This is a genomic window from Pseudomonas fontis (genome assembly GCF_028656955.1).
GTDB lineage: Bacteria > Pseudomonadota > Gammaproteobacteria > Pseudomonadales > Pseudomonadaceae > Aquipseudomonas > Aquipseudomonas fontis.
On sequence record NZ_JAMDGY010000002.1, the window covers coordinates 1 to 17,295 of the forward strand.

The following is a 17,295-nucleotide window of genomic DNA, read 5'->3' on the forward strand; positions in this document are numbered from 1 at the left end:
GGGGGGGTGGAGGAAGGAGGCTTGGCCGCGGGTGTATGCGGGTGGGTTGGTTTCGGTTTCGAAGGAGGAGTATTTACGCAATAGGCAAGATCAACATGAGGGGCATGATGGGCACCGATGCAGAAGAAAAGGGGGCATTATTGGGCTTTTCCTTTTGATTTATTGGATAAAAAAGGGGGGGCTGCCCATACTTTTGGTTTTTTTTGCGCCCAAAAAAGTAACCCGCCGTAAGGGCGGAAGGGGCCAATGGATAAGCTCACCCACCCAAAAAAAACCACCATCACCCCCGAGCCAACTCCTCGATACTGATCTCCCGCATCCGAAACTTCTGCACCTTCCCTGTAACCGTCATCGGAAACTCCTCGACAAAGCGGAAGTACCGCGGCGTCTTGAAGTGCGCAATGCGGCTCTTGCACCACAGTTGCAACTCTTCCCCGCTAGCACTGTGCCCCGGATGCAGCTTGACCCACGCCACAATCTCTTCACCGTAGCGATCATCGGGAATCCCGATCACCTGCACATCGGCCACCGCCGGGTGGGTGAAGAAGAACTCTTCCAACTCCCGTGGATAGATGTTCTCGCCACCGCGAATGATCATGTCCTTGTTGCGCCCGGCGATGCACACATACCCCTGCCCATCCATGCTTGCCAGGTCCCCGGTATGCATCCACCCCGCCGGATCAACCGCCTCGGCGGTGGCCGCCGGGTTGCCCCAATAGCCCAGCATCACGCTGTACCCCCGGGTACACAGCTCACCGATCTGCCCACGCGCCACGATGCAACCGTGCTCATCAACCACCTTGCTTTCCAACTGCGGCTGAGTCCGCCCCACCGTGGTCACGCGCAACTCCAAGCCATCATCCGGCCCAGTCTGCAGCGACACCGGGCTGGTCTCGGTCATCCCATAGGCAATCTGCACCTCAGCCATGTGCAACTCGCTGATCACCCGGCGCATCACCTCGATCGGACACGTTGCCCCGGCCATGATTCCGGTGCGCAGGCTGCTGAGGTCGTATTCGGCGCGCTGCGGCTGGTCGAGAATGGCGATGAACATGGTCGGCACGCCATACAGCGCCGTCGCGCGTTCCTCGGCGACGCAACCGAGGGTCAATACCGGGTCAAAGGCATCGCTGGGATAAATCATCGTGCTGCCATGGGTGACGCACCCAAGGTTGCCCATGACCATGCCGAAGCAGTGATACAACGGCACCGGGATGACCATGCGATCGTGCTCGGTCAAACCCAGGCTTTCGCCGACCATGTAGCCGTTGTTGAGGATGTTGTAGTGGCTGAGCGTCGCGCCCTTGGGGAAGCCGGTGGTGCCGGAGGTGTACTGGATGTTCACCGGCTGGTCGAATTGCAGGCTTTGCTGGAGGGCGTCGTAGCCCTCAAGCTCAATCGAATCGGCCATCTGCGCCAACGCATGCCAAGGCAAAAAGCCTGACGGCGGCTCGGCGTCCAGGCTGATCAACCCGCGCAACTCCGGAAGTCGCTCGCCATTGAGCTGGCCAGCCGCCTGCCCCGCGAGCTCTGGCAGCAGCTCGCCGATCATCGCGTGATAGTTGGAAGACTTGAAGGCACCCGCACAGATCAGCCATTTGCAACCGGACTGCTTGAGCACGTATTCCAGCTCACTGGTGCGATACGCCGGGTTGATGTTGACCAGGATGATCCCGACCTTGGCGCTGGCGAACTGGGCAATGCACCACTGCGCACAATTGGGCGCCCAGATGCCCAGGCGGTCGCCGGTCTTAAGGCCCAGGGCCATGAAGGCGCGGGCATGGCGGTCAACGCTGTCGGCCAGTTGGCGCCAGGTGTAGCGCTGCTGCTGGTGACGGACCACCAGCGCCTCACGTTCGGCAAAGCGTGCCACGGTAGCGTCGAAGGCCTGGCCAATGGTCATGGCCAACAATGGTTTGTCCTGACGGCCCTGGGTGTAACTGGGTTGATTCATGGCGATCCCTTTTTGTGTTTGTTCTGGGAGCTGATTCAAGCGCAGCTACTCTGGCGCAAAGTAACGTTAACGTAAAGGTCACGATGCGATTGACAGTTGTCGGGCCCAGGTTTACGTTAACGTCAAGGTGAAAAACTCTGTGGGAGCCGGCGTTGCCGGCGAAAAGGCCTACACCGCTCCCCCTCAATTCCAAGAACAATCGAACAGAAGGTGACAGCATGCGTTATCCCTCCCTGAACTTCGCCCTGGGCGAAACCATCGACATGCTGCGCGACCAGGTGCAAGCCTTTGTCGCGGCCGAGTTGGCCCCGCGCGCCGCGCAAATCGACCAGGACAACCTGTTCCCCGACGATATGTGGCGCAAGTTCGGCGACATGGGCCTGCTCGGTGTGACCGTCTCGGAAGAATATGGCGGCGCCGGCCTAGGCTACCTGGCCCACGTGATTGCCATGGAAGAAATCAGCCGTGGCTCGGCCTCGGTGGCCCTCTCCTACGGCGCCCATTCCAACCTCTGCGTCAACCAGATCAACCGCAACGGCAATGCTGCGCAGAAAGCCAAGTACCTGCCCAAGCTGATCAGCGGCGAGCACATCGGCGCCCTGGCCATGAGCGAGCCGAACGCCGGCTCCGACGTGGTCTCGATGAAGCTGCGCGCCGAGAAGCGCGGCGACCACTACGTGCTCAACGGCAGCAAGACCTGGATCACCAACGGCCCCGACGCCAACACCTACGTGATCTACGCCAAGACCGACCTGGAAAAAGGCCCGCACGGCATCACCGCCTTCATCGTCGAACGTGACTCGGCCGGCTTCAGCCGCGGCAGCAAATTCGACAAGCTGGGCATGCGCGGCTCGAACACCTGCGAGCTGTTCTTCGACAACGTCGAAGTGCCGGAAGAGAACATCCTCGGCCAGCTCAACGGCGGCGTGAAGGTGCTGATGAGCGGCCTGGACTACGAGCGCGTGGTATTGGCCGGTGGCCCGACCGGGATCATGCAGGCCTGCATGGACCTGATCGTGCCGTACATCCACGACCGCAAGCAGTTCGGCCAGAGCATCGGCGAGTTCCAACTGATCCAGGGCAAGGTCGCCGACATGTACACCCAGCTGAACGCCAGCCGCGCCTACCTGTACGCCGTGGCCCAGGCCTGTGACCGTGGCGAAACCACGCGCAAGGACGCCGCCGGGGTCATCCTCTACACCGCCGAACGTGCCACCCAGATGGGCCTGGAAGCGATCCAGATCCTAGGCGGCAATGGCTACATCAACGAGTTCCCGGCCGGGCGCCTGCTGCGCGATGCCAAACTCTACGAGATCGGCGCCGGCACCAGCGAAATCCGCCGGATGCTGATCGGCCGCGAACTGTTCAACGAAACCCGCTGAGCACAAGGAAAAGGCGCCCATGGCTATCCTGCATACCCAGCTCAACCCTCGCTCGGCAGACTTCACGCATAACAGCGCGGCCATGCTCGAACAGGTCCAGGCCCTGCGCACCCTGCTCGCCCAGGTGCACCAGGGCGGCGGGCCGAAAGCGCAAGAGCGGCACACCTCGCGCGGCAAGCTGCTGCCGCGCGAACGCATTGATCGCCTGCTCGACCCGGGCTCGCCCTTCCTTGAGATCGGCCAACTGGCCGCCCATGAAGTGTATGGCGAAGACGTACCGGCAGCCGGGGTGATTGCCGGGATCGGCCGGGTCGAGGGCGTCGAATGCATGATCGTGGCCAATGACGCCACGGTCAAAGGCGGCTCCTACTACCCGCTGACCGTGAAGAAACACCTGCGCGCCCAAGCCATCGCCCAGCAGAACCGCCTGCCATGCCTGTACCTGGTGGACTCGGGCGGCGCCAACCTGCCGCGTCAGGATGAAGTCTTCCCCGACCGTGAGCACTTCGGGCGGATCTTCTTCAACCAGGCCAACATGAGCGCCCTGGGCATTCCGCAGATTGCCGTGGTAATGGGTTCCTGCACTGCCGGTGGCGCCTACGTGCCAGCCATGGCCGACGAAGCGATCATGGTGCGCCAGCAGGCAACCATCTTCCTCGCCGGCCCGCCCCTGGTGAAGGCCGCCACTGGCGAAGTGGTCAGCGCCGAAGACCTCGGCGGCGCCGATGTGCACTGCAAGACCAGCGGCGTTGCCGACCACTATGCCGAGAACGACGAGCACGCCCTGGCCATCGCCCGCCGCTGCATCGCCAACCTCAACTGGCACAAGCAAGGTGAGTTGCAGCAACGCACGCCGATTGCCCCGCTGTATGCCGCGGACGAGCTGTACGGCGTGGTCCCGGCCGACGCCAAGCAACCTTTCGATGTACGCGAAGTGATTGCCCGCCTGGTCGATGGCTCGCTGTTCGATGAGTTCAAGGCTCTGTTCGGCACCACCCTGGTGTGCGGCTTCGCTCACCTGCACGGCTACCCCGTGGCCATCCTGGCCAATAACGGCATCCTGTTCGCCGAAGCGGCGCAAAAAGGCGCGCACTTCATCGAGCTGGCGTGCCAGCGCGGGATCCCGCTGCTGTTCCTGCAGAACATCACCGGCTTCATGGTCGGCCAGAAGTACGAAGCCGGCGGCATTGCCAAGCACGGCGCCAAGCTGGTGACAGCCGTGGCGTGCGCCAAGGTGCCGAAGTTCACCGTGATCATCGGCGGCAGCTTTGGCGCCGGCAACTACGGCATGTGCGGCCGCGCCTACGACCCACGTTTCCTGTGGATGTGGCCGAATGCGCGCATCGGCGTAATGGGCGCCGAACAGGCCGCCGGCGTACTGGCCCAGGTCAAGCGCGAGCAAAGCGAGCGCAGCGGGCAACCCTTCAGCAGCGACGACGAGGCGCGGCTCAAGCAACCGATCCTTGATCAGTACGAGCACCAGGGCCACCCCTACTACTCCAGCGCGCGGCTGTGGGATGACGGCGTCATCGACCCCGCGCAAACCCGCGAGATCCTTGGCCTGGCCCTCTCGGCAGCCCTCAACGCACCGATCGAACAAAGCCGTTTCGGCATTTTCCGGATGTGACCGATGAGCGACTTCTCTACCCTTGAACTGATCAGGGACCCCCGTGGTTTCGCCACCCTGTGGCTGAGCCGGGAAGCCAAGAACAACGCCTTCAACGCGCAGATGATCCGCGAACTGATCGTGGCCATCGACCAGCTCGGCAACGACGCCAGCCTGCGCTTCGTACTGCTGCGTGGGCGTGGCCGGCATTTCAGCGCCGGCGCGGACCTGGCCTGGATGCAACAGTCGGCCGAACTCGACTACAACACCAACCTGGATGACGCTCGCGAACTGGCCGAGTTGATGTACAACCTGGCCAAGTTCAAGGTGCCGACCCTGGCAGTGGTCCAGGGCGCAGCCTTTGGCGGGGCACTAGGGCTGATCAGTTGCTGCGACATGGCGATTGGCAGCGAAGATGCCCAGCTGTGCCTGTCGGAAGTACGCATTGGCCTGGCACCGGCGGTGATCAGCCCGTTCGTGGTGCAGGCCATGGGCGAACGCGCAGCACGGCGTTATGCCCTGACCGCCGAACGGTTCAGCGGAGTGCGTGCGCGTGAGCTGGGCCTGCTCTCTGAAGCCTATCCCGCCGCCGAGCTGGAGCAACAGGTCGAACAATGGATCGACAACCTGCTGCTCAACAGCCCGCAAGCCATGCGCGCCAGCAAGGAGCTGCTACGTGAAGTCGGGCACGGGGAACTGACCCCGGCCGTACGCCGCTACTGCGAGAACGCCATTGCCCGCATTCGCGTCAGCGCTGAAGGCCAGGAAGGCCTGCGTGCCTTCCTCGAAAAGCGCAAGCCAAGCTGGCTGACCCCCTCTTCGGACAAGGAGCCCCGCCCATGAGCCGTGCCGTGCTGACCACCCTGCTGGTCGCCAACCGTGGCGAGATCGCTTGCCGCGTCATGCGTACCGCCAAGGCCCTGGGCCTGACCACCGTCGCCGTGCACAGCGCCGTCGACCGCGACGCCCGCCACAGCCGCGAAGCCGATATCCGGGTCGACCTGGGCGGCGCCAAGGCGGCCGAGAGCTACCTGGACATCGCCAAGCTGATCGCTGCGGCCAAGGCCAGTGGCGCACAGGCCATTCACCCGGGCTACGGCTTCCTCTCGGAGAACGCAGGCTTTGCCAAGGCCATCGAAGACGCCGGGCTGATTTTCCTCGGCCCGCCCGCCTCCGCCATCCTGGCCATGGGCAGCAAGTCGGCTGCCAAGGCCTTGATGGAAACGGCCGGCGTCCCCTTGGTGCCGGGCTATCACGGCGAAGCCCAGGACGTTGAAACGTTCCGCGCTGCGGCTGAAAAGATCGGCTACCCCGTCCTGCTCAAGGCCACCGCCGGTGGCGGCGGCAAGGGCATGAAGGTGGTCGAGGAAGAAAGCCAGCTGGCCGAAGCACTGGCCTCGGCGCAGCGCGAGGCGTTGTCCTCGTTTGGCGACGCGCGGATGCTGGTGGAGAAGTACGTCCTCAAGCCACGCCATGTCGAAATCCAGGTATTTGCCGACCAGCAGGGCAACTGCCTGTACCTGAATGAACGCGACTGCTCGATCCAGAGACGTCACCAGAAAGTCGTCGAAGAAGCGCCGGCACCGGGTTTGAGCGCTGAACAACGGCGCGCCATGGGCGAGTCTGCCGTACGCGCCGCGCAAGCCATCGGTTATGTCGGCGCAGGCACGGTCGAGTTCCTGCTCGATGCGCGTGGCGAGTTCTTCTTCATGGAGATGAACACCCGCCTGCAAGTGGAGCACCCGGTGACCGAAGCCATTACCGGCCTCGACCTGGTTGCCTGGCAAATTCGCGTTGCCCGTGGCGAGGCGCTGCCGATCACCCAGGAGCAGGTTCCGCTCATAGGCCATGCCATCGAAGTGCGCTTGTACGCCGAAGACCCCGCCAACGACTTCCTGCCCGCCACCGGCCATCTGGCGCTTTATCGTGAATCGGCTGCCGGTGAAGGCCGCCGTGTGGACAGCGGCGTCAGTGAAGGCGACAGCGTCTCGCCGTTCTACGACCCGATGCTCGGCAAGCTGATTGCTTGGGGCGAAGACCGTGAACAAGCGCGCCTGCGTTTGCTGGCGATGCTCGACGAGTTTGCCATTGGCGGGCTGAAGACCAACATCGCGTTCCTGCGGCGGATTCTCGCGCACCCGGCCTTTGCCGCCGCCGAGCTGGATACCGGGTTTATCCCGCGCTATCAGGCGCAGTTGCTGCCAGCACCGCAGGCTTTGCCTGAACAGTTCTGGCAGGCCGCCGGTGAAGCGTTCATCCAGAGTGAGCCAACGCTGCAACGCAGCGACGATCCGGCGTCACCTTGGGCTGCACGTGAAGGTTTCCGGGCCGGTGTGCCGGCGCAGATCAGCGTGCACCTGAACTGCAATGGTCAGAACCAGGCGCTGGGGCTTACCCGGGCTGCCGCGTCGCCCTTCACGCTTGAGGGGGAGCAACTGGTCGTCGACAGCAACGGCATGCGCCGGCAACACCTGGCGATCCGCCGTGGGCAGACGCTGTACCTGCAATGGGAAGGCGAACTGCATGCCGTCACGGCCTACGACCCGATTGCCGAAGCCGATGCTGGGCATAGCCATCAAGGCGGCCTGAGTGCGCCTATGAACGGCAGCATTGTGCGCGTGTTGGTCGAGGTGGGTCAGCAGGTGGAGGCCGGTGCGCAACTGGTGGTGCTGGAGGCCATGAAGATGGAACACAGCATCCGCGCACCACAGGCCGGGACGGTCAAAGCGCTGTATTGCCAGGAAGGCGAGATGGTCAGTGAAGGCAGTGCCTTGGTTGAGCTGGAGGGTGCTGAGGGCTGATGGCCTCATCGCCGGCAAGGCCGGCTCCCACAAGGAGCGTGCCAATGCAGTTCCTGTGGGAGCCGGCCTTGCCGGCGATGCTGCATCAAGTGAACTTGATCAGTGCCTGGACAACCACCCCCAGCACCTCACCGTCCTCAGGCCAGGGCAACTTCGGATAAGTCGGATTCAACGGCCGCAGGTACCGCTGCCCACCCTCCTCTATCAACTGGCGAAACACCGCCGCCCCGCCCGGCAACTGCGCGATCACCAACTTGCCAGGCTCTGCCTGCAACCCGCTGTCGACCAGCACCAGCATGCCATCAGGAACACTCAGGCCGACCGGCGCGGTCATCGCATCGCCTTCCACGGGCAGCCAGTACGCCGTACCTTGCGCTGCGTAATCACACAGCTCGGCACGCGCCTGGTCCAAGGTCAGGTCGCTCCAGCCGCGCAGTGGGTAGCGGAACACCGGCTCAGCGTCAAAGTCGCTGGCATACGCCTGCGCAAGCTCCGCCACATCGCTGCTGGCGTTCATCTGCAAATGACCGATCCCCAGCACTACGAGGATCTCGTTCATCCGCTCAAGCGTGGGTTCGCGCTCTTTGCGCAGCCAATGGCCGACCGCACCCTGGGTGACCCCGATGCGCTCGGCAAGTTTTTCCTGCGTGAACTTCACTTCACGCATCCTGGATTTGACCAGGGCTATCCATTTATCCATCGCAGGCACGATACGGACTGCCCCCACACGCTCAATACACATACTGTAGTATTTAATTTGCAGTAATAAATACAGTACGTATTACCATGGCAAGCCACAAAAACAGCCGACCTACAGGGCCGTCATCATGAACCCATCTTCCTTCGATGAACTGGACAGCGACGCCGCACGTCGCGCACTGGATTTCTACCTCAACCCCGCACCCACAAAGCCCTGGGGGCTCACCGATGCACCACTGGTGATCGCCCGCACCGACCTCACCGCAGACCAAGCCGCCGGGTATGCCTCAACGCTGCTGCGCAGCGCCGCCACAACCGCGTTCCAGGCTGCCGATGGGCTCAATGGCGCACCCCAGGAGATGACCTACTCCGTGATGCACATGATCAACATGGCGCGGGCACTGCTTGAGCGCAGCATCACTGAACAGGCGAAATTCAATGACCTGATGCTGGCTGAGGCGCACTACGCAGCAGAGAACAAGGAATAAGAAGGCGGCTGGATTCAGCCAACAGACAGGCAGCCGAATAATTTTCGCGCATCAACGCAAAAATCATTTGACTTGAAAATGAGAACGATTACTATTGCAAACAACTGGTCGCAAGACTGGTTGGGTAACCTGAAAGCCCTTAGGTCGGACTCTCAGATTATCTCCTCATCAGGCTAATCACGGTTTTTGACCCGGCTTTTTGCCGGGTCTTTTTTTTTGGCTCTTCAGGCTAATGAAGGCGGGTGTTGCTTGAATGACGGCGATGATAGCAAAGGTATGTCGCAGAATGTAACCCTAGGTAACGTTCCTTTGCTGAAATAGCACTTGAGAATCAATCTCATGCAGACTAAGCTGTCGCAGCGTCAGGGAAGACGCCCCCTTTACCGCCTCGGCCGTTCCACCTCAGCAAGGAGCTTGTGCCATGACTCGTCTGTTGCTGCCCCTTGAACACCTCCCCGATTCCATCGAGCAAGACGACGACGCCTTGCTTTGGCGCCTGAACCGGCTGCCACGCCGGGTTCAGCAGGTCTTTCTGCTCAGCCGCCTTGATCAATTGCCCTTCGCCAGTATCGCCCAGCGCCTTGACCTCTCCTGCGCCGCCATCGAGCGCCACATGAACCAGGTACTGCAGGCTGCCCAGCAGGCCCGTACGCCGGTCAGCCGCGAGGCCTGCCTTTGGTATGTGCGCTTGCAGAGCCCGGATGTCACCGCCAGCGAGCGTATCGACTTCCGCCGCTGGCTGGATGCCGCCCCCGAGCACCTGCAAGCGTTCCACGACACCGAGTTGCGCTGGCGCACCCTGCTTGCACCGGCCCGCATGCTCGGCCATGGCCAGTGGTATCGCCAGCCTTGGGCGGCTGTTTCACTAGGTGGCTGTTCGGTCGCCGTCGGCCTTGGTCTGGCCGCATTGCTGGCGATCGGTTTCTGGTCGTGAGCCAGGCGTGTAGAGTGGGTGTCACAACAACTCTACAGGAGCCTGGCAATGACCGTGACGCTGTCCCCCCTGAGCATCGACTGTGCGTTCGACTCCGGCAACATCCTCATCCGTGACGTCAGCAATCCTGCCCAGGTCCGTTTGGCGATCCGCCCTGACACCCATAGCAACCATTTCCAGTGGTTCCACTTCAAGGCCAGCGGCCTGACCCCAGGGCAGACGCACCAGTTCAACCTGGAAAATGCCGGGGAGTCTTCCTACAACGCAGCCTGGCAGGGATATCAGGCGGTCGCCTCGTATGATCAGCAAACGTGGTTCCGCGTACCCAGCCAATTCGATGGCAAGGCGCTGCATTTCAGCCTCGAAGCCCGCGAGCCACAAGCTTGGTTCGCCTACTTCGAACCTTATCCACGCGCGCGCCACAACCAACTGATCGAACGTGCCGTGAGCCTGCCGAACGTCGCGCTGCTGGCGACCGGGCGCAGCGTCGAAGGTCGCGACATTCCCCTGTTGCGTGCAGGTGATGGTGCTGCTGGCAAACGCAAGATCTGGATCATCGCGCAGCAGCACCCCGGCGAGCACATGGCCGAATGGTTCATGGAAGGCGTGATTGATCGCCTGGAGCAGAACGATGAGACGGTTCAAGCGTTGCTGGAAAAAGCGGACCTCTACCTGATCCCCAACATGAACCCCGACGGAGCGTTCCACGGCCACCTGCGCACCAACTTCAAGGGCAAGGACCTCAACCGGGCCTGGCAGGATGCGAGTAGCGAACTGACGCCAGAGGTGCTCTTCGCGCAGCAGCAAATGAAGCTGCATGGCGTCGACCTGTTCCTCGATGCCCATGGTGACGAAGAAATTCCGCATGTATTCACAGCAGCCTGTGAAGGCAACCCGGGTTATACGCCGCGTATTGCCGAGCTTGAAGAGCGCTTTCGCAGCACCTTGTGCAGCGTTACCCAAGACTTCCAGACCAAGCATGGCTATGCACTGAGCAAGCCGGGCGAAGCCAACATGACCCTGGCGTGCAATGCGGTGGGCCAGGCGTATGACTGCCTGTCACTGACCCTGGAAATGCCGTTCAAAGACCATGACGATGCGCCGAACGCCGTTACCGGCTGGTCCGGGGCGCGCTCCAAGGCATTGGCCGGGGCTGTGCTGGAGACGTTTGAGAAGATGGCAGGCAACCTGCGCTGATGCTCGGGAATGGCCACCCTGCTTGCCCTGGAGGCCCTGCCGTTGAAGGTTGAGCGGGCGCGTACGCGGGTCTGGAGCAAAGTCAAAAGCGCCGTCTGACTGCAAGGCAACTGCCGCTAGCGTCTCAAGGGAATCTTGCCTGCATCAGGTAATCAATGAATACCCGCACCCGCAGCGGCAAATGCCGTGCGTGCGGGTAGATCAGCATGAACGGCCGTGAAGTCCCGCCAAACGCCGGCAACACCTCCAGCAATTCACCACTGTCCAGCTCGCGCTGCACGGTAAAGCGATAGGCCTGCATCAACCCAGCGCCACTTTTCACCAAGGTCGAGGTCGCCAGAAAGTCCCCCTGACAGGTGTAGTTCCCGCTTGTCTCCCGCTCCTGCAGGGCCTCCCCGTCTCGGAACGCCCACAGGGCCTTGCGCCCGGTGCTGGGGATGTCGAACTGGATACAGTCATGCCCGGCCAGGTCGTCCGGCGTATGCGGCATGCCCACCTGCGCCAGATAGGCCGGGGTCCCGACCACCACCAACTCGGCATCTTCCAGCCTGCGCGCCACCAGCCGCGAGTCCGTGGGTTCACGCCCGCGAATCGCCATATCGAACCCTTCCTCGAAAAAGTCGACGTTGCGGTTACTGACGTGAAGGTCCAACTGCACCTGCGGATAGCGCGCTCGAAACCCCGGCAACAGTGGCAACAGCCGGTAATGCGCATAGGGCGTGGGCGCACTGATGCGCAGCCGACCGGAAGGCGTCACCTGCCCACCGGTCGCCTCGCGCTCGGCATCCACCAACTGGGCCAATGCCTGTCGGCAGTGCGCGTAATAGCGCTGGCCTTCCTCGCTCAGGCGCATTTGCCGCGTGGTGCGCACAAACAGGCGCACGCCCAGGCGCTCCTCCAGACGCGCCACCGAGCGGCTGACCGCCGCCGGCGTTACCCCCGCCTGCGTAGCCGCCGCCGTAAAGCTGCCAGTTTCTGCCGCAAGGCAGAACAGCTCGATGCTACCCAATTGCAGATCGTCGAAATAGCGGGTCATGGCGGTCACATTGATTACATGGAGTATCAATTGAAATGCCATACGCCTCATTTTTCAACCACCAGTTGTTATCTATAGTGATCTCCATGCCGGGCACCCACCGCCCGTACCCTTGGAGAACCACCCCATGAGCACTGCAAAAACTGTCATCGTCACCGGCGCATCCAGCGGTTTGGGCTTCGCCATCGCCAAGGCCTACCTGGAGCGCGGCGACAACGTGGTCGGCAACGCCCGCACCATGGCGCGCCTTGAAGAAGCCGCAAGCAAACTGGGCAACCCGGCAAACCTGTTGCTGGTGGCTGGCGACATTGCCAAGCCGCAAACGGCGAAAGCACTGTTCGAGCAGGCCATCGCCGCGTTCGGCAAGGTCGATGTGCTGGTCAACAACGCCGGGATCTTCATTGCCAAACCGGTCGGTGACTACACCGAGGAAGACGTCGATGCAATTGTCTCGACCAACCTGAAGGGCTTCTTCTACCCCGCCCAAGCCGCGGCCGCACACATGAGCGCGCAGGGCAGCGGGCACATCATCAGCATTACCGCATCCATTGCCATGCAGCCGAACGTGAAGGTCCCCGCCCTGCTCCCGGTGCTGATCAAGGGCGGCCTGAACCACGCCGTGCGCGGCCTGGCGCTTGAGTTGGCGGCATCGGGCGTGAAGGTAAACGCGGTAGCCCCCGGCATCATCGACACGCCGCTGCACCCAAGCGATGCGCAAACCCAGGCCGCGCTGCGCAGCCTGGCCCCCAGCGGCAAGGTCGGCTCGCCGCAGGATGTGGTCGATGCAGTGCTATACCTGAGCGACACCTCGTTCGTGACCGGCACCATCCTGCCAGTCGACGGCGGCGCCACCAGCGGTACCTGGTAAACCATCACTCCAAGAGGAAAGCGTCATGCCTTACGTTCATATCCGCGTCACCGATGAAGGCGTCACCGCCGAGCAGAAACGCGAACTGATCGAAGCGACCACGGCGATGCTGGAACGCATCCTGAACAAGCCACCCGCCTCGACCTTCGTGGTGATTGAAGAGGTGCCGACGGACAACTGGGGGGCTGGCGGGGAAACCGTGACGGCGATACGGTTGCGAGAAAACAGTCGGACGCGTTAAGACAGGCACTGCAGTACCCCCTCTTCGCCAGGCAAACCCAATCCTCATGATAGAAGTGCCATCACGGATGATGGCATCATGCATGTTCAGTTTCGCCTGGCACGATCGCTCACCTTCAGCGCCCGCATCAGTCAACCCGTACCAAGGAACGTGTAAACAACATGAGTCAGGGACAAGATCAATCCAAAGCGGTGGCACTTTACACTTTTGGGGGCGTCATACTCGGCGGAGCACTGACCATCGCCGCGCAATACTTGATTACCTACCAAGGTATTGAAAGGCCCAAAATTGAATTGGAAACCAAGAGAGCCAATATCGAGGCACACAAACATGTTCTGGCACTCAGCCCCAGTACAAGCAGTTCATGTCATGCAACCAACATCGATAACTGGTCATGGAAGATCTCTTGCACGACCAAGAACGCGGGCCAGTATCCGGTGGATGTCACGCTCAGCGACATTCAGGTCACACTGTCCTCAGATACAACGGAAAAACGCTATCGCGCTGAAAGCGGATTCACCATCAACTACCCAAATGACAAGAAAACCTACCGCTCACAACCAGGCACTGAAGGCCAACTTTGGGCGTACGTAAACTTTGACAAGACACGCTACGCGGATGGCATAAAACGAACAGACCTGCTGGGTATCGCGAATATTGAAAGCGCTACCATTTCTTCAGTACAGGAATATGTCGCCAAACAGTTCCCTGAGCTGAAGCGTCTGGTGGCCGACACATCCACCTCCGGCGCAAATATCTACATCTCATTGCCGGTTCCAGTGGCTGAAAAAAAAGCAGTCGATTGAGACGCCCTGGGCTGGGGGATGACGTGGTACCCCACATCATCCCCCTGGAGGTCAGGACGCTTTCACGTGCAATACCGGAGTACGCGGTGGGATCCTGCGCTTGGAGCCGGTCGCCTCGTACGCCGCCGCAAACTTCAGCAGGTTCGAGTCATCATAGGCACGGCCGGCAAAGGTCAGGCCGATCGGCATGCCGATATCGGCCATCACGCCCATCGGTACGGTGACGGTCGGCACACCCAGGTGACGGATCGCCAGGTTGCCGTTGGCTACCCAGATACCGTTGCTCCAGGCGATGTCGGCCGACGCCGGGTTGACGTCGGCATCTGCCGGGCCAACGTCGGCAACGGTCGGGAACAGCACCGCATCGAGTTGCAGGTTGTCCATCCAGTCTTCCAGGTCGAGCTTGCGGGTCTGCTCCAGGCCGCGCAGGCCGTCCGGCACGGTGCTGATCTGGTCGTACGGGGTAATGCCCCGCTCGGCCATGCGCACGTACTCGTCCATGCCGGCTGCCAGGTCGCCCTCACGGTTAGGCAGCGTGCCTGGGTCATGCGGGAAGATGGCCGGGCCGTCGACGTCAACCAGGCGGTTGAGTTTCGGGTCGCCGTTGGCCTGCAGGAAATCGTCGAAGGCCCAGGCCGTCAGATCCCACAGTTCGTGGTGCTGGAACTCCTTGGAGACGATGCCGCGATTGAACACGGTCGGAGCACCCGGGCGGTCGCCTTCGCAGTTGGAGACCAGCGGGAAGTCGACGTCGATCACTTGTGCGCCAGCCGCTTCAAGCGCCTTGCGCGCGTCTTCCCACAGTGTGATCGCCGAAGCGCGGGTATTGATGCGCTGACCAGTCGGGCCACCGATGCCCGGGGCTTCCGAGGTGCCTGCTTGCAGGTCGGCATTGATATACATGCGCGGAATACCGAAACGCTTGCCCTTGAGCGACTCGGCGCTCACGGCCAGGTCCAGGTAGGACGCCGGACGCACCGAGGCGACGCTCGGGATCGGCACCCAAGGCTGCAGGCGCCACAGGTCACCGCGTTTATCCGGGTCTTCAGCCACGACCACATCGAGCACTTCGAGCAGGTCGGCCATGGTCCGCGCATACGGCACGACCACATCCATGGTCGGCGTCAGCGGCCAGTTGCCACGCACCGAAATCACCCCGCGCGAAGGCGTATAGGCGCACAGGCCGTTGTTCGAGGCCGGGCCACGACCGCTGGACCAGGTTTCTTCCGCCAGGCCGAAGGCCGAGAAGCTCGCCGCCGTCGCGGTGCCCGCGCCGTTGGAAGAGCCCGACGCAAAGGGCGCGGTCAGGTAATCGGCGTTGTACGGGCTTTCGGCGCGGCCGTAGACGCCGCGCTGCATACCGCCATTGGCCATCGGCGGCATATTGGTCTTGCCCAGGCAGATGGCACCGGCAGCGCGCAGGCGCTCGATGGTGAACGCATCACGGTAGGCCACCAGGTCCTTGAAGGCCGGGCTGCCGGAAGCAGCGGTAAGGCCCTTGACCAGGTAGCTGTCCTTGGCGGTATAGGGGATGCCGTCCAGCGGCCCGAGGGTTTCGCCCTTGGCCCGGCGGGCATCAGAGGCCTGCGCTTCCTTGAGCGCCTGCGGGTTGCGCACCACGACCGCGTTGAGGGCGGTGGCGGTTTCAGGGCCGTCATAGGCGTCGATACGGGCCAGGTACGCCTGAACCAGCTCGACCGCCGTCGTCTGACCGGACTCGAGCGCAGCGCGCAGCTCGGCAATGGAAACTTCGGTGACTTCGATCATGCTGCTACCGCCGACGACAGGTGGGAGAAGTGGTGAATATTTCCATCACCCTGGTGGTCGGGCGCATGGGCATCACTTTTCTTGGAATGGGTGTACATAGGGTTCTCATGACAAGGCAGGTTAAGCGCTGGGAGGATCCTACAAAGCCCGGCCTTTCTACGCAAGAAGCGTTTGGCTGAATATTCGCCGCGGGCCGATGACAGGTACTGTCGCAGGGCACGACTTGCCCAGCCATGGCGGGTTCCAGGGCTTTGCAGCGCCGCAAAGGCGTAATTTATTCTTGACACACCACCTCGCCGACAGCGTGCCTGCCCCCCGTATCCATGTCCGGTGTAGGCTGGGCCCTTTCGATATCTGCCGAGTGAAGGCACAATGCGCATCCTTTTTTGGCTGGCCTTGCCGGAGGCCTCGAAATGATCAAAACGCCGTACTACCTCATCGACAAACAAAAGCTGCTGAGCAACATGCAGAAGATTGCCTATGTGCGCGAGCACTCCGGGGCCAAGGCCCTGCTGGCACTCAAGTGCTTTGCCACCTGGTCGGTCTTCGACCTGATGCAGCAGTACATGGACGGCACCACGTCCTCGTCGCTCTACGAGCTCAAGCTCGGCCGCCAGAAGTTTGCCGGCGAAACCCACGCCTACAGCGTGGCCTGGGCCGACGACGAGATCGAGGAGATGATCGAGAACTGCGACAAGATCATCTTCAACTCCATCGGCCAGCTGCAACGCTACGCCGAAGCGACCACCGACAAGGTCCGTGGCCTGCGCGTCAACCCGCAAGTGAGCAGCTCCGACTACCTGCTGGCCGACCCGGCACGCCCGTTCAGCCGCCTGGGCGAATGGGACCCGGTGAAGATCGAACAGGTGATCGAGCAGATCTCCGGCTTCATGTTCCACAACAACTGCGAGAACGGCGACTTCGGCCTGTTCGACCAGATGCTCAACACCATCGAAGAGCGCTTTGGCGAACTGCTGCACAAGGTCGAGTGGGTCAGCCTCGGTGGCGGCATCCACTTCACCGGTGAAGACTACGCACTGGACGCCTTCTGCGCGCGCCTTAAAGGCTTCGCCGAAAAATACGGCGTACAGGTCTACCTGGAACCGGGCGAAGCGGCCATCACCCAGAGCGCCTCGCTGGAAGTCAGCGTGCTCGACACGCTGTACAACGGCAAGCACCTGGCCGTGGTCGACAGCTCCATCGAAGCACACATGCTCGACCTGCTGATCTATCGCCTGAACGCCAAGCTGGCACCGAGCGCGGGTGAACACACCTACATGGTGTGCGGCAAGTCCTGCCTGGCCGGAGACATCTTCGGCGAGTATCAATTTGATCGTCCGCTGGCCATCGGCGATCGGCTGTCGTTTGTTGACGCAGCTGGCTACACCATGGTCAAGAAAAACTGGTTCAACGGGCTGAAAATGCCATCCATCGTAGTGAAACAACTTGACGGTAGTGTCGAGGTGGTTCGTGAATTTGGGTTCGAAGACTACCTGTCCAGCCTCTCGTAAGCGGG

General features: G+C 61.9%; 15 protein-coding genes. 11 read left to right on the top strand and 4 right to left on the bottom strand.

Annotated elements, in window-relative coordinates; genetic code table 11:
- Positions 1-280: 280 nt before the first annotated feature.
- Positions 281-1,954 carry an AMP-binding protein gene (locus tag M5G11_RS00080; RefSeq protein ID WP_273913017.1) on the bottom strand — a complete coding sequence of 558 codons (1,674 nt, stop codon included), beginning with the start codon at positions 1,952-1,954 and terminating at the stop codon, positions 281-283.
- Positions 1,955-2,172: 218 nt separating this feature from the next.
- Here M5G11_RS00080 and M5G11_RS00085 point away from each other — a divergent pair, with 218 nt between their 5' ends.
- Genes M5G11_RS00085 through M5G11_RS00100 form a run of 4 tightly spaced genes read left to right on the top strand, consistent with a single transcriptional unit; the run spans position 2,173 to position 7,743 of the window.
- A complete protein-coding gene (locus M5G11_RS00085; RefSeq protein ID WP_273913018.1) occupies positions 2,173-3,336 on the top strand; it encodes an isovaleryl-CoA dehydrogenase in 1,164 nt (387 codons plus the stop codon).
- 19 nt (positions 3,337-3,355) lie between these two features.
- Positions 3,356-4,963 carry a carboxyl transferase domain-containing protein gene (locus M5G11_RS00090; protein WP_273913019.1) on the top strand — a complete coding sequence of 536 codons (1,608 nt, stop codon included), beginning with the start codon at positions 3,356-3,358 and terminating at the stop codon, positions 4,961-4,963.
- 3 nt (positions 4,964-4,966) lie between these two features.
- Entirely contained in the window at positions 4,967-5,785 is an 819-nt protein-coding gene (locus tag M5G11_RS00095; RefSeq protein ID WP_273913020.1) for a gamma-carboxygeranoyl-CoA hydratase, read from the top strand.
- The gene (locus tag M5G11_RS00100) at positions 5,782-7,743 is read left to right on the top strand and encodes an acetyl/propionyl/methylcrotonyl-CoA carboxylase subunit alpha (protein ID WP_273913021.1); all 1,962 of its coding nucleotides are present in this window, start codon (positions 5,782-5,784) and stop codon (positions 7,741-7,743) included. The genes M5G11_RS00095 and M5G11_RS00100 overlap by 4 nt, the downstream gene beginning before the upstream one ends.
- An 85-nt stretch (positions 7,744-7,828) precedes the next feature.
- Here the strand turns inward: M5G11_RS00100 and M5G11_RS00105 are convergent, their stop codons facing one another.
- On the bottom strand, positions 7,829-8,443 hold the full coding sequence (locus tag M5G11_RS00105) for a LexA family protein (RefSeq protein WP_273913022.1): 615 nt from the start codon (positions 8,441-8,443) through the stop codon (positions 7,829-7,831).
- A gap of 127 nt (positions 8,444-8,570) precedes the next feature.
- On the opposite strand from M5G11_RS00105, the gene M5G11_RS00110 reads away from it, so the two are divergent.
- From M5G11_RS00110 to M5G11_RS00120, 3 genes are all read left to right on the top strand, one after another.
- Complete coding sequence (locus M5G11_RS00110) at positions 8,571-8,930, top strand: DUF6124 family protein (protein ID WP_273913023.1); 360 nt, start codon at positions 8,571-8,573, stop codon at positions 8,928-8,930.
- Between the two features lie 421 nt (positions 8,931-9,351).
- Entirely contained in the window at positions 9,352-9,864 is a 513-nt protein-coding gene (locus tag M5G11_RS00115) for a DUF4880 domain-containing protein (protein ID WP_273913024.1), read from the top strand.
- Between the two features lie 48 nt (positions 9,865-9,912).
- Positions 9,913-11,061 carry a M14 family metallopeptidase gene (locus tag M5G11_RS00120; protein ID WP_273913025.1) on the top strand — a complete coding sequence of 383 codons (1,149 nt, stop codon included), beginning with the start codon at positions 9,913-9,915 and terminating at the stop codon, positions 11,059-11,061.
- 124 nt (positions 11,062-11,185) lie between these two features.
- On the opposite strand, the gene M5G11_RS00130 is transcribed toward M5G11_RS00120, so the two are convergent.
- Positions 11,186-12,097: a LysR family transcriptional regulator gene (locus M5G11_RS00130; RefSeq protein ID WP_273913026.1), complete on the bottom strand. Its 912-nt coding sequence runs from the start codon at positions 12,095-12,097 to the stop codon at positions 11,186-11,188.
- A 127-nt stretch (positions 12,098-12,224) separates the two neighbouring features.
- Here M5G11_RS00130 and M5G11_RS00135 point away from each other — a divergent pair, with 127 nt between their 5' ends.
- From M5G11_RS00135 to M5G11_RS00145, 3 genes are all read left to right on the top strand, one after another.
- Positions 12,225-12,965, top strand: coding sequence for an SDR family NAD(P)-dependent oxidoreductase (locus M5G11_RS00135; protein WP_273913027.1), 741 nt, complete (start codon positions 12,225-12,227; stop codon positions 12,963-12,965).
- Positions 12,966-12,990: 25 nt separating this feature from the next.
- A complete protein-coding gene (locus M5G11_RS00140) occupies positions 12,991-13,206 on the top strand; it encodes a tautomerase family protein (RefSeq protein ID WP_273913028.1) in 216 nt (71 codons plus the stop codon).
- A gap of 161 nt (positions 13,207-13,367) precedes the next feature.
- Positions 13,368-14,012, top strand: coding sequence for a hypothetical protein (locus tag M5G11_RS00145; RefSeq protein ID WP_273913029.1), 645 nt, complete (start codon positions 13,368-13,370; stop codon positions 14,010-14,012).
- A gap of 51 nt (positions 14,013-14,063) precedes the next feature.
- Here the strand turns inward: M5G11_RS00145 and M5G11_RS00150 are convergent, their stop codons facing one another.
- Complete coding sequence (locus M5G11_RS00150; protein ID WP_273913030.1) at positions 14,064-15,779, bottom strand: amidase; 1,716 nt, start codon at positions 15,777-15,779, stop codon at positions 14,064-14,066.
- 413 nt (positions 15,780-16,192) lie between these two features.
- Here M5G11_RS00150 and nspC point away from each other — a divergent pair, with 413 nt between their 5' ends.
- Positions 16,193-17,290: a carboxynorspermidine decarboxylase gene (nspC, locus tag M5G11_RS00155; protein WP_273913031.1), complete on the top strand. Its 1,098-nt coding sequence runs from the start codon at positions 16,193-16,195 to the stop codon at positions 17,288-17,290.
- Positions 17,291-17,295 lie beyond the last annotated feature (5 nt).

Bases quoted from the DNA above. Each gene is read 5' to 3' on its own strand.
- M5G11_RS00080 (WP_273913017.1), bottom strand. From the start codon at position 1,954: ATGAATCAACCCAGTTACACCCAGGGCCGTCAGGACAAACCATTGTTG.
- M5G11_RS00085 (WP_273913018.1), top strand. From the start codon at position 2,173: ATGCGTTATCCCTCCCTGAACTTCGCCCTGGGCGAAACCATCGACATG.
- M5G11_RS00090 (WP_273913019.1), top strand. From the start codon at position 3,356: ATGGCTATCCTGCATACCCAGCTCAACCCTCGCTCGGCAGACTTCACG.
- M5G11_RS00095 (WP_273913020.1), top strand. From the start codon at position 4,967: ATGAGCGACTTCTCTACCCTTGAACTGATCAGGGACCCCCGTGGTTTC.
- M5G11_RS00100 (WP_273913021.1), top strand. From the start codon at position 5,782: ATGAGCCGTGCCGTGCTGACCACCCTGCTGGTCGCCAACCGTGGCGAG.
- M5G11_RS00105 (WP_273913022.1), bottom strand. From the start codon at position 8,443: ATGGATAAATGGATAGCCCTGGTCAAATCCAGGATGCGTGAAGTGAAG.
- M5G11_RS00110 (WP_273913023.1), top strand. From the start codon at position 8,571: ATGAACCCATCTTCCTTCGATGAACTGGACAGCGACGCCGCACGTCGC.
- M5G11_RS00115 (WP_273913024.1), top strand. From the start codon at position 9,352: ATGACTCGTCTGTTGCTGCCCCTTGAACACCTCCCCGATTCCATCGAG.
- M5G11_RS00120 (WP_273913025.1), top strand. From the start codon at position 9,913: ATGACCGTGACGCTGTCCCCCCTGAGCATCGACTGTGCGTTCGACTCC.
- M5G11_RS00130 (WP_273913026.1), bottom strand. From the start codon at position 12,097: ATGACCCGCTATTTCGACGATCTGCAATTGGGTAGCATCGAGCTGTTC.
- M5G11_RS00135 (WP_273913027.1), top strand. From the start codon at position 12,225: ATGAGCACTGCAAAAACTGTCATCGTCACCGGCGCATCCAGCGGTTTG.
- M5G11_RS00140 (WP_273913028.1), top strand. From the start codon at position 12,991: ATGCCTTACGTTCATATCCGCGTCACCGATGAAGGCGTCACCGCCGAG.
- M5G11_RS00145 (WP_273913029.1), top strand. From the start codon at position 13,368: ATGAGTCAGGGACAAGATCAATCCAAAGCGGTGGCACTTTACACTTTT.
- M5G11_RS00150 (WP_273913030.1), bottom strand. From the start codon at position 15,779: ATGATCGAAGTCACCGAAGTTTCCATTGCCGAGCTGCGCGCTGCGCTC.
- nspC (WP_273913031.1), top strand. From the start codon at position 16,193: ATGATCAAAACGCCGTACTACCTCATCGACAAACAAAAGCTGCTGAGC.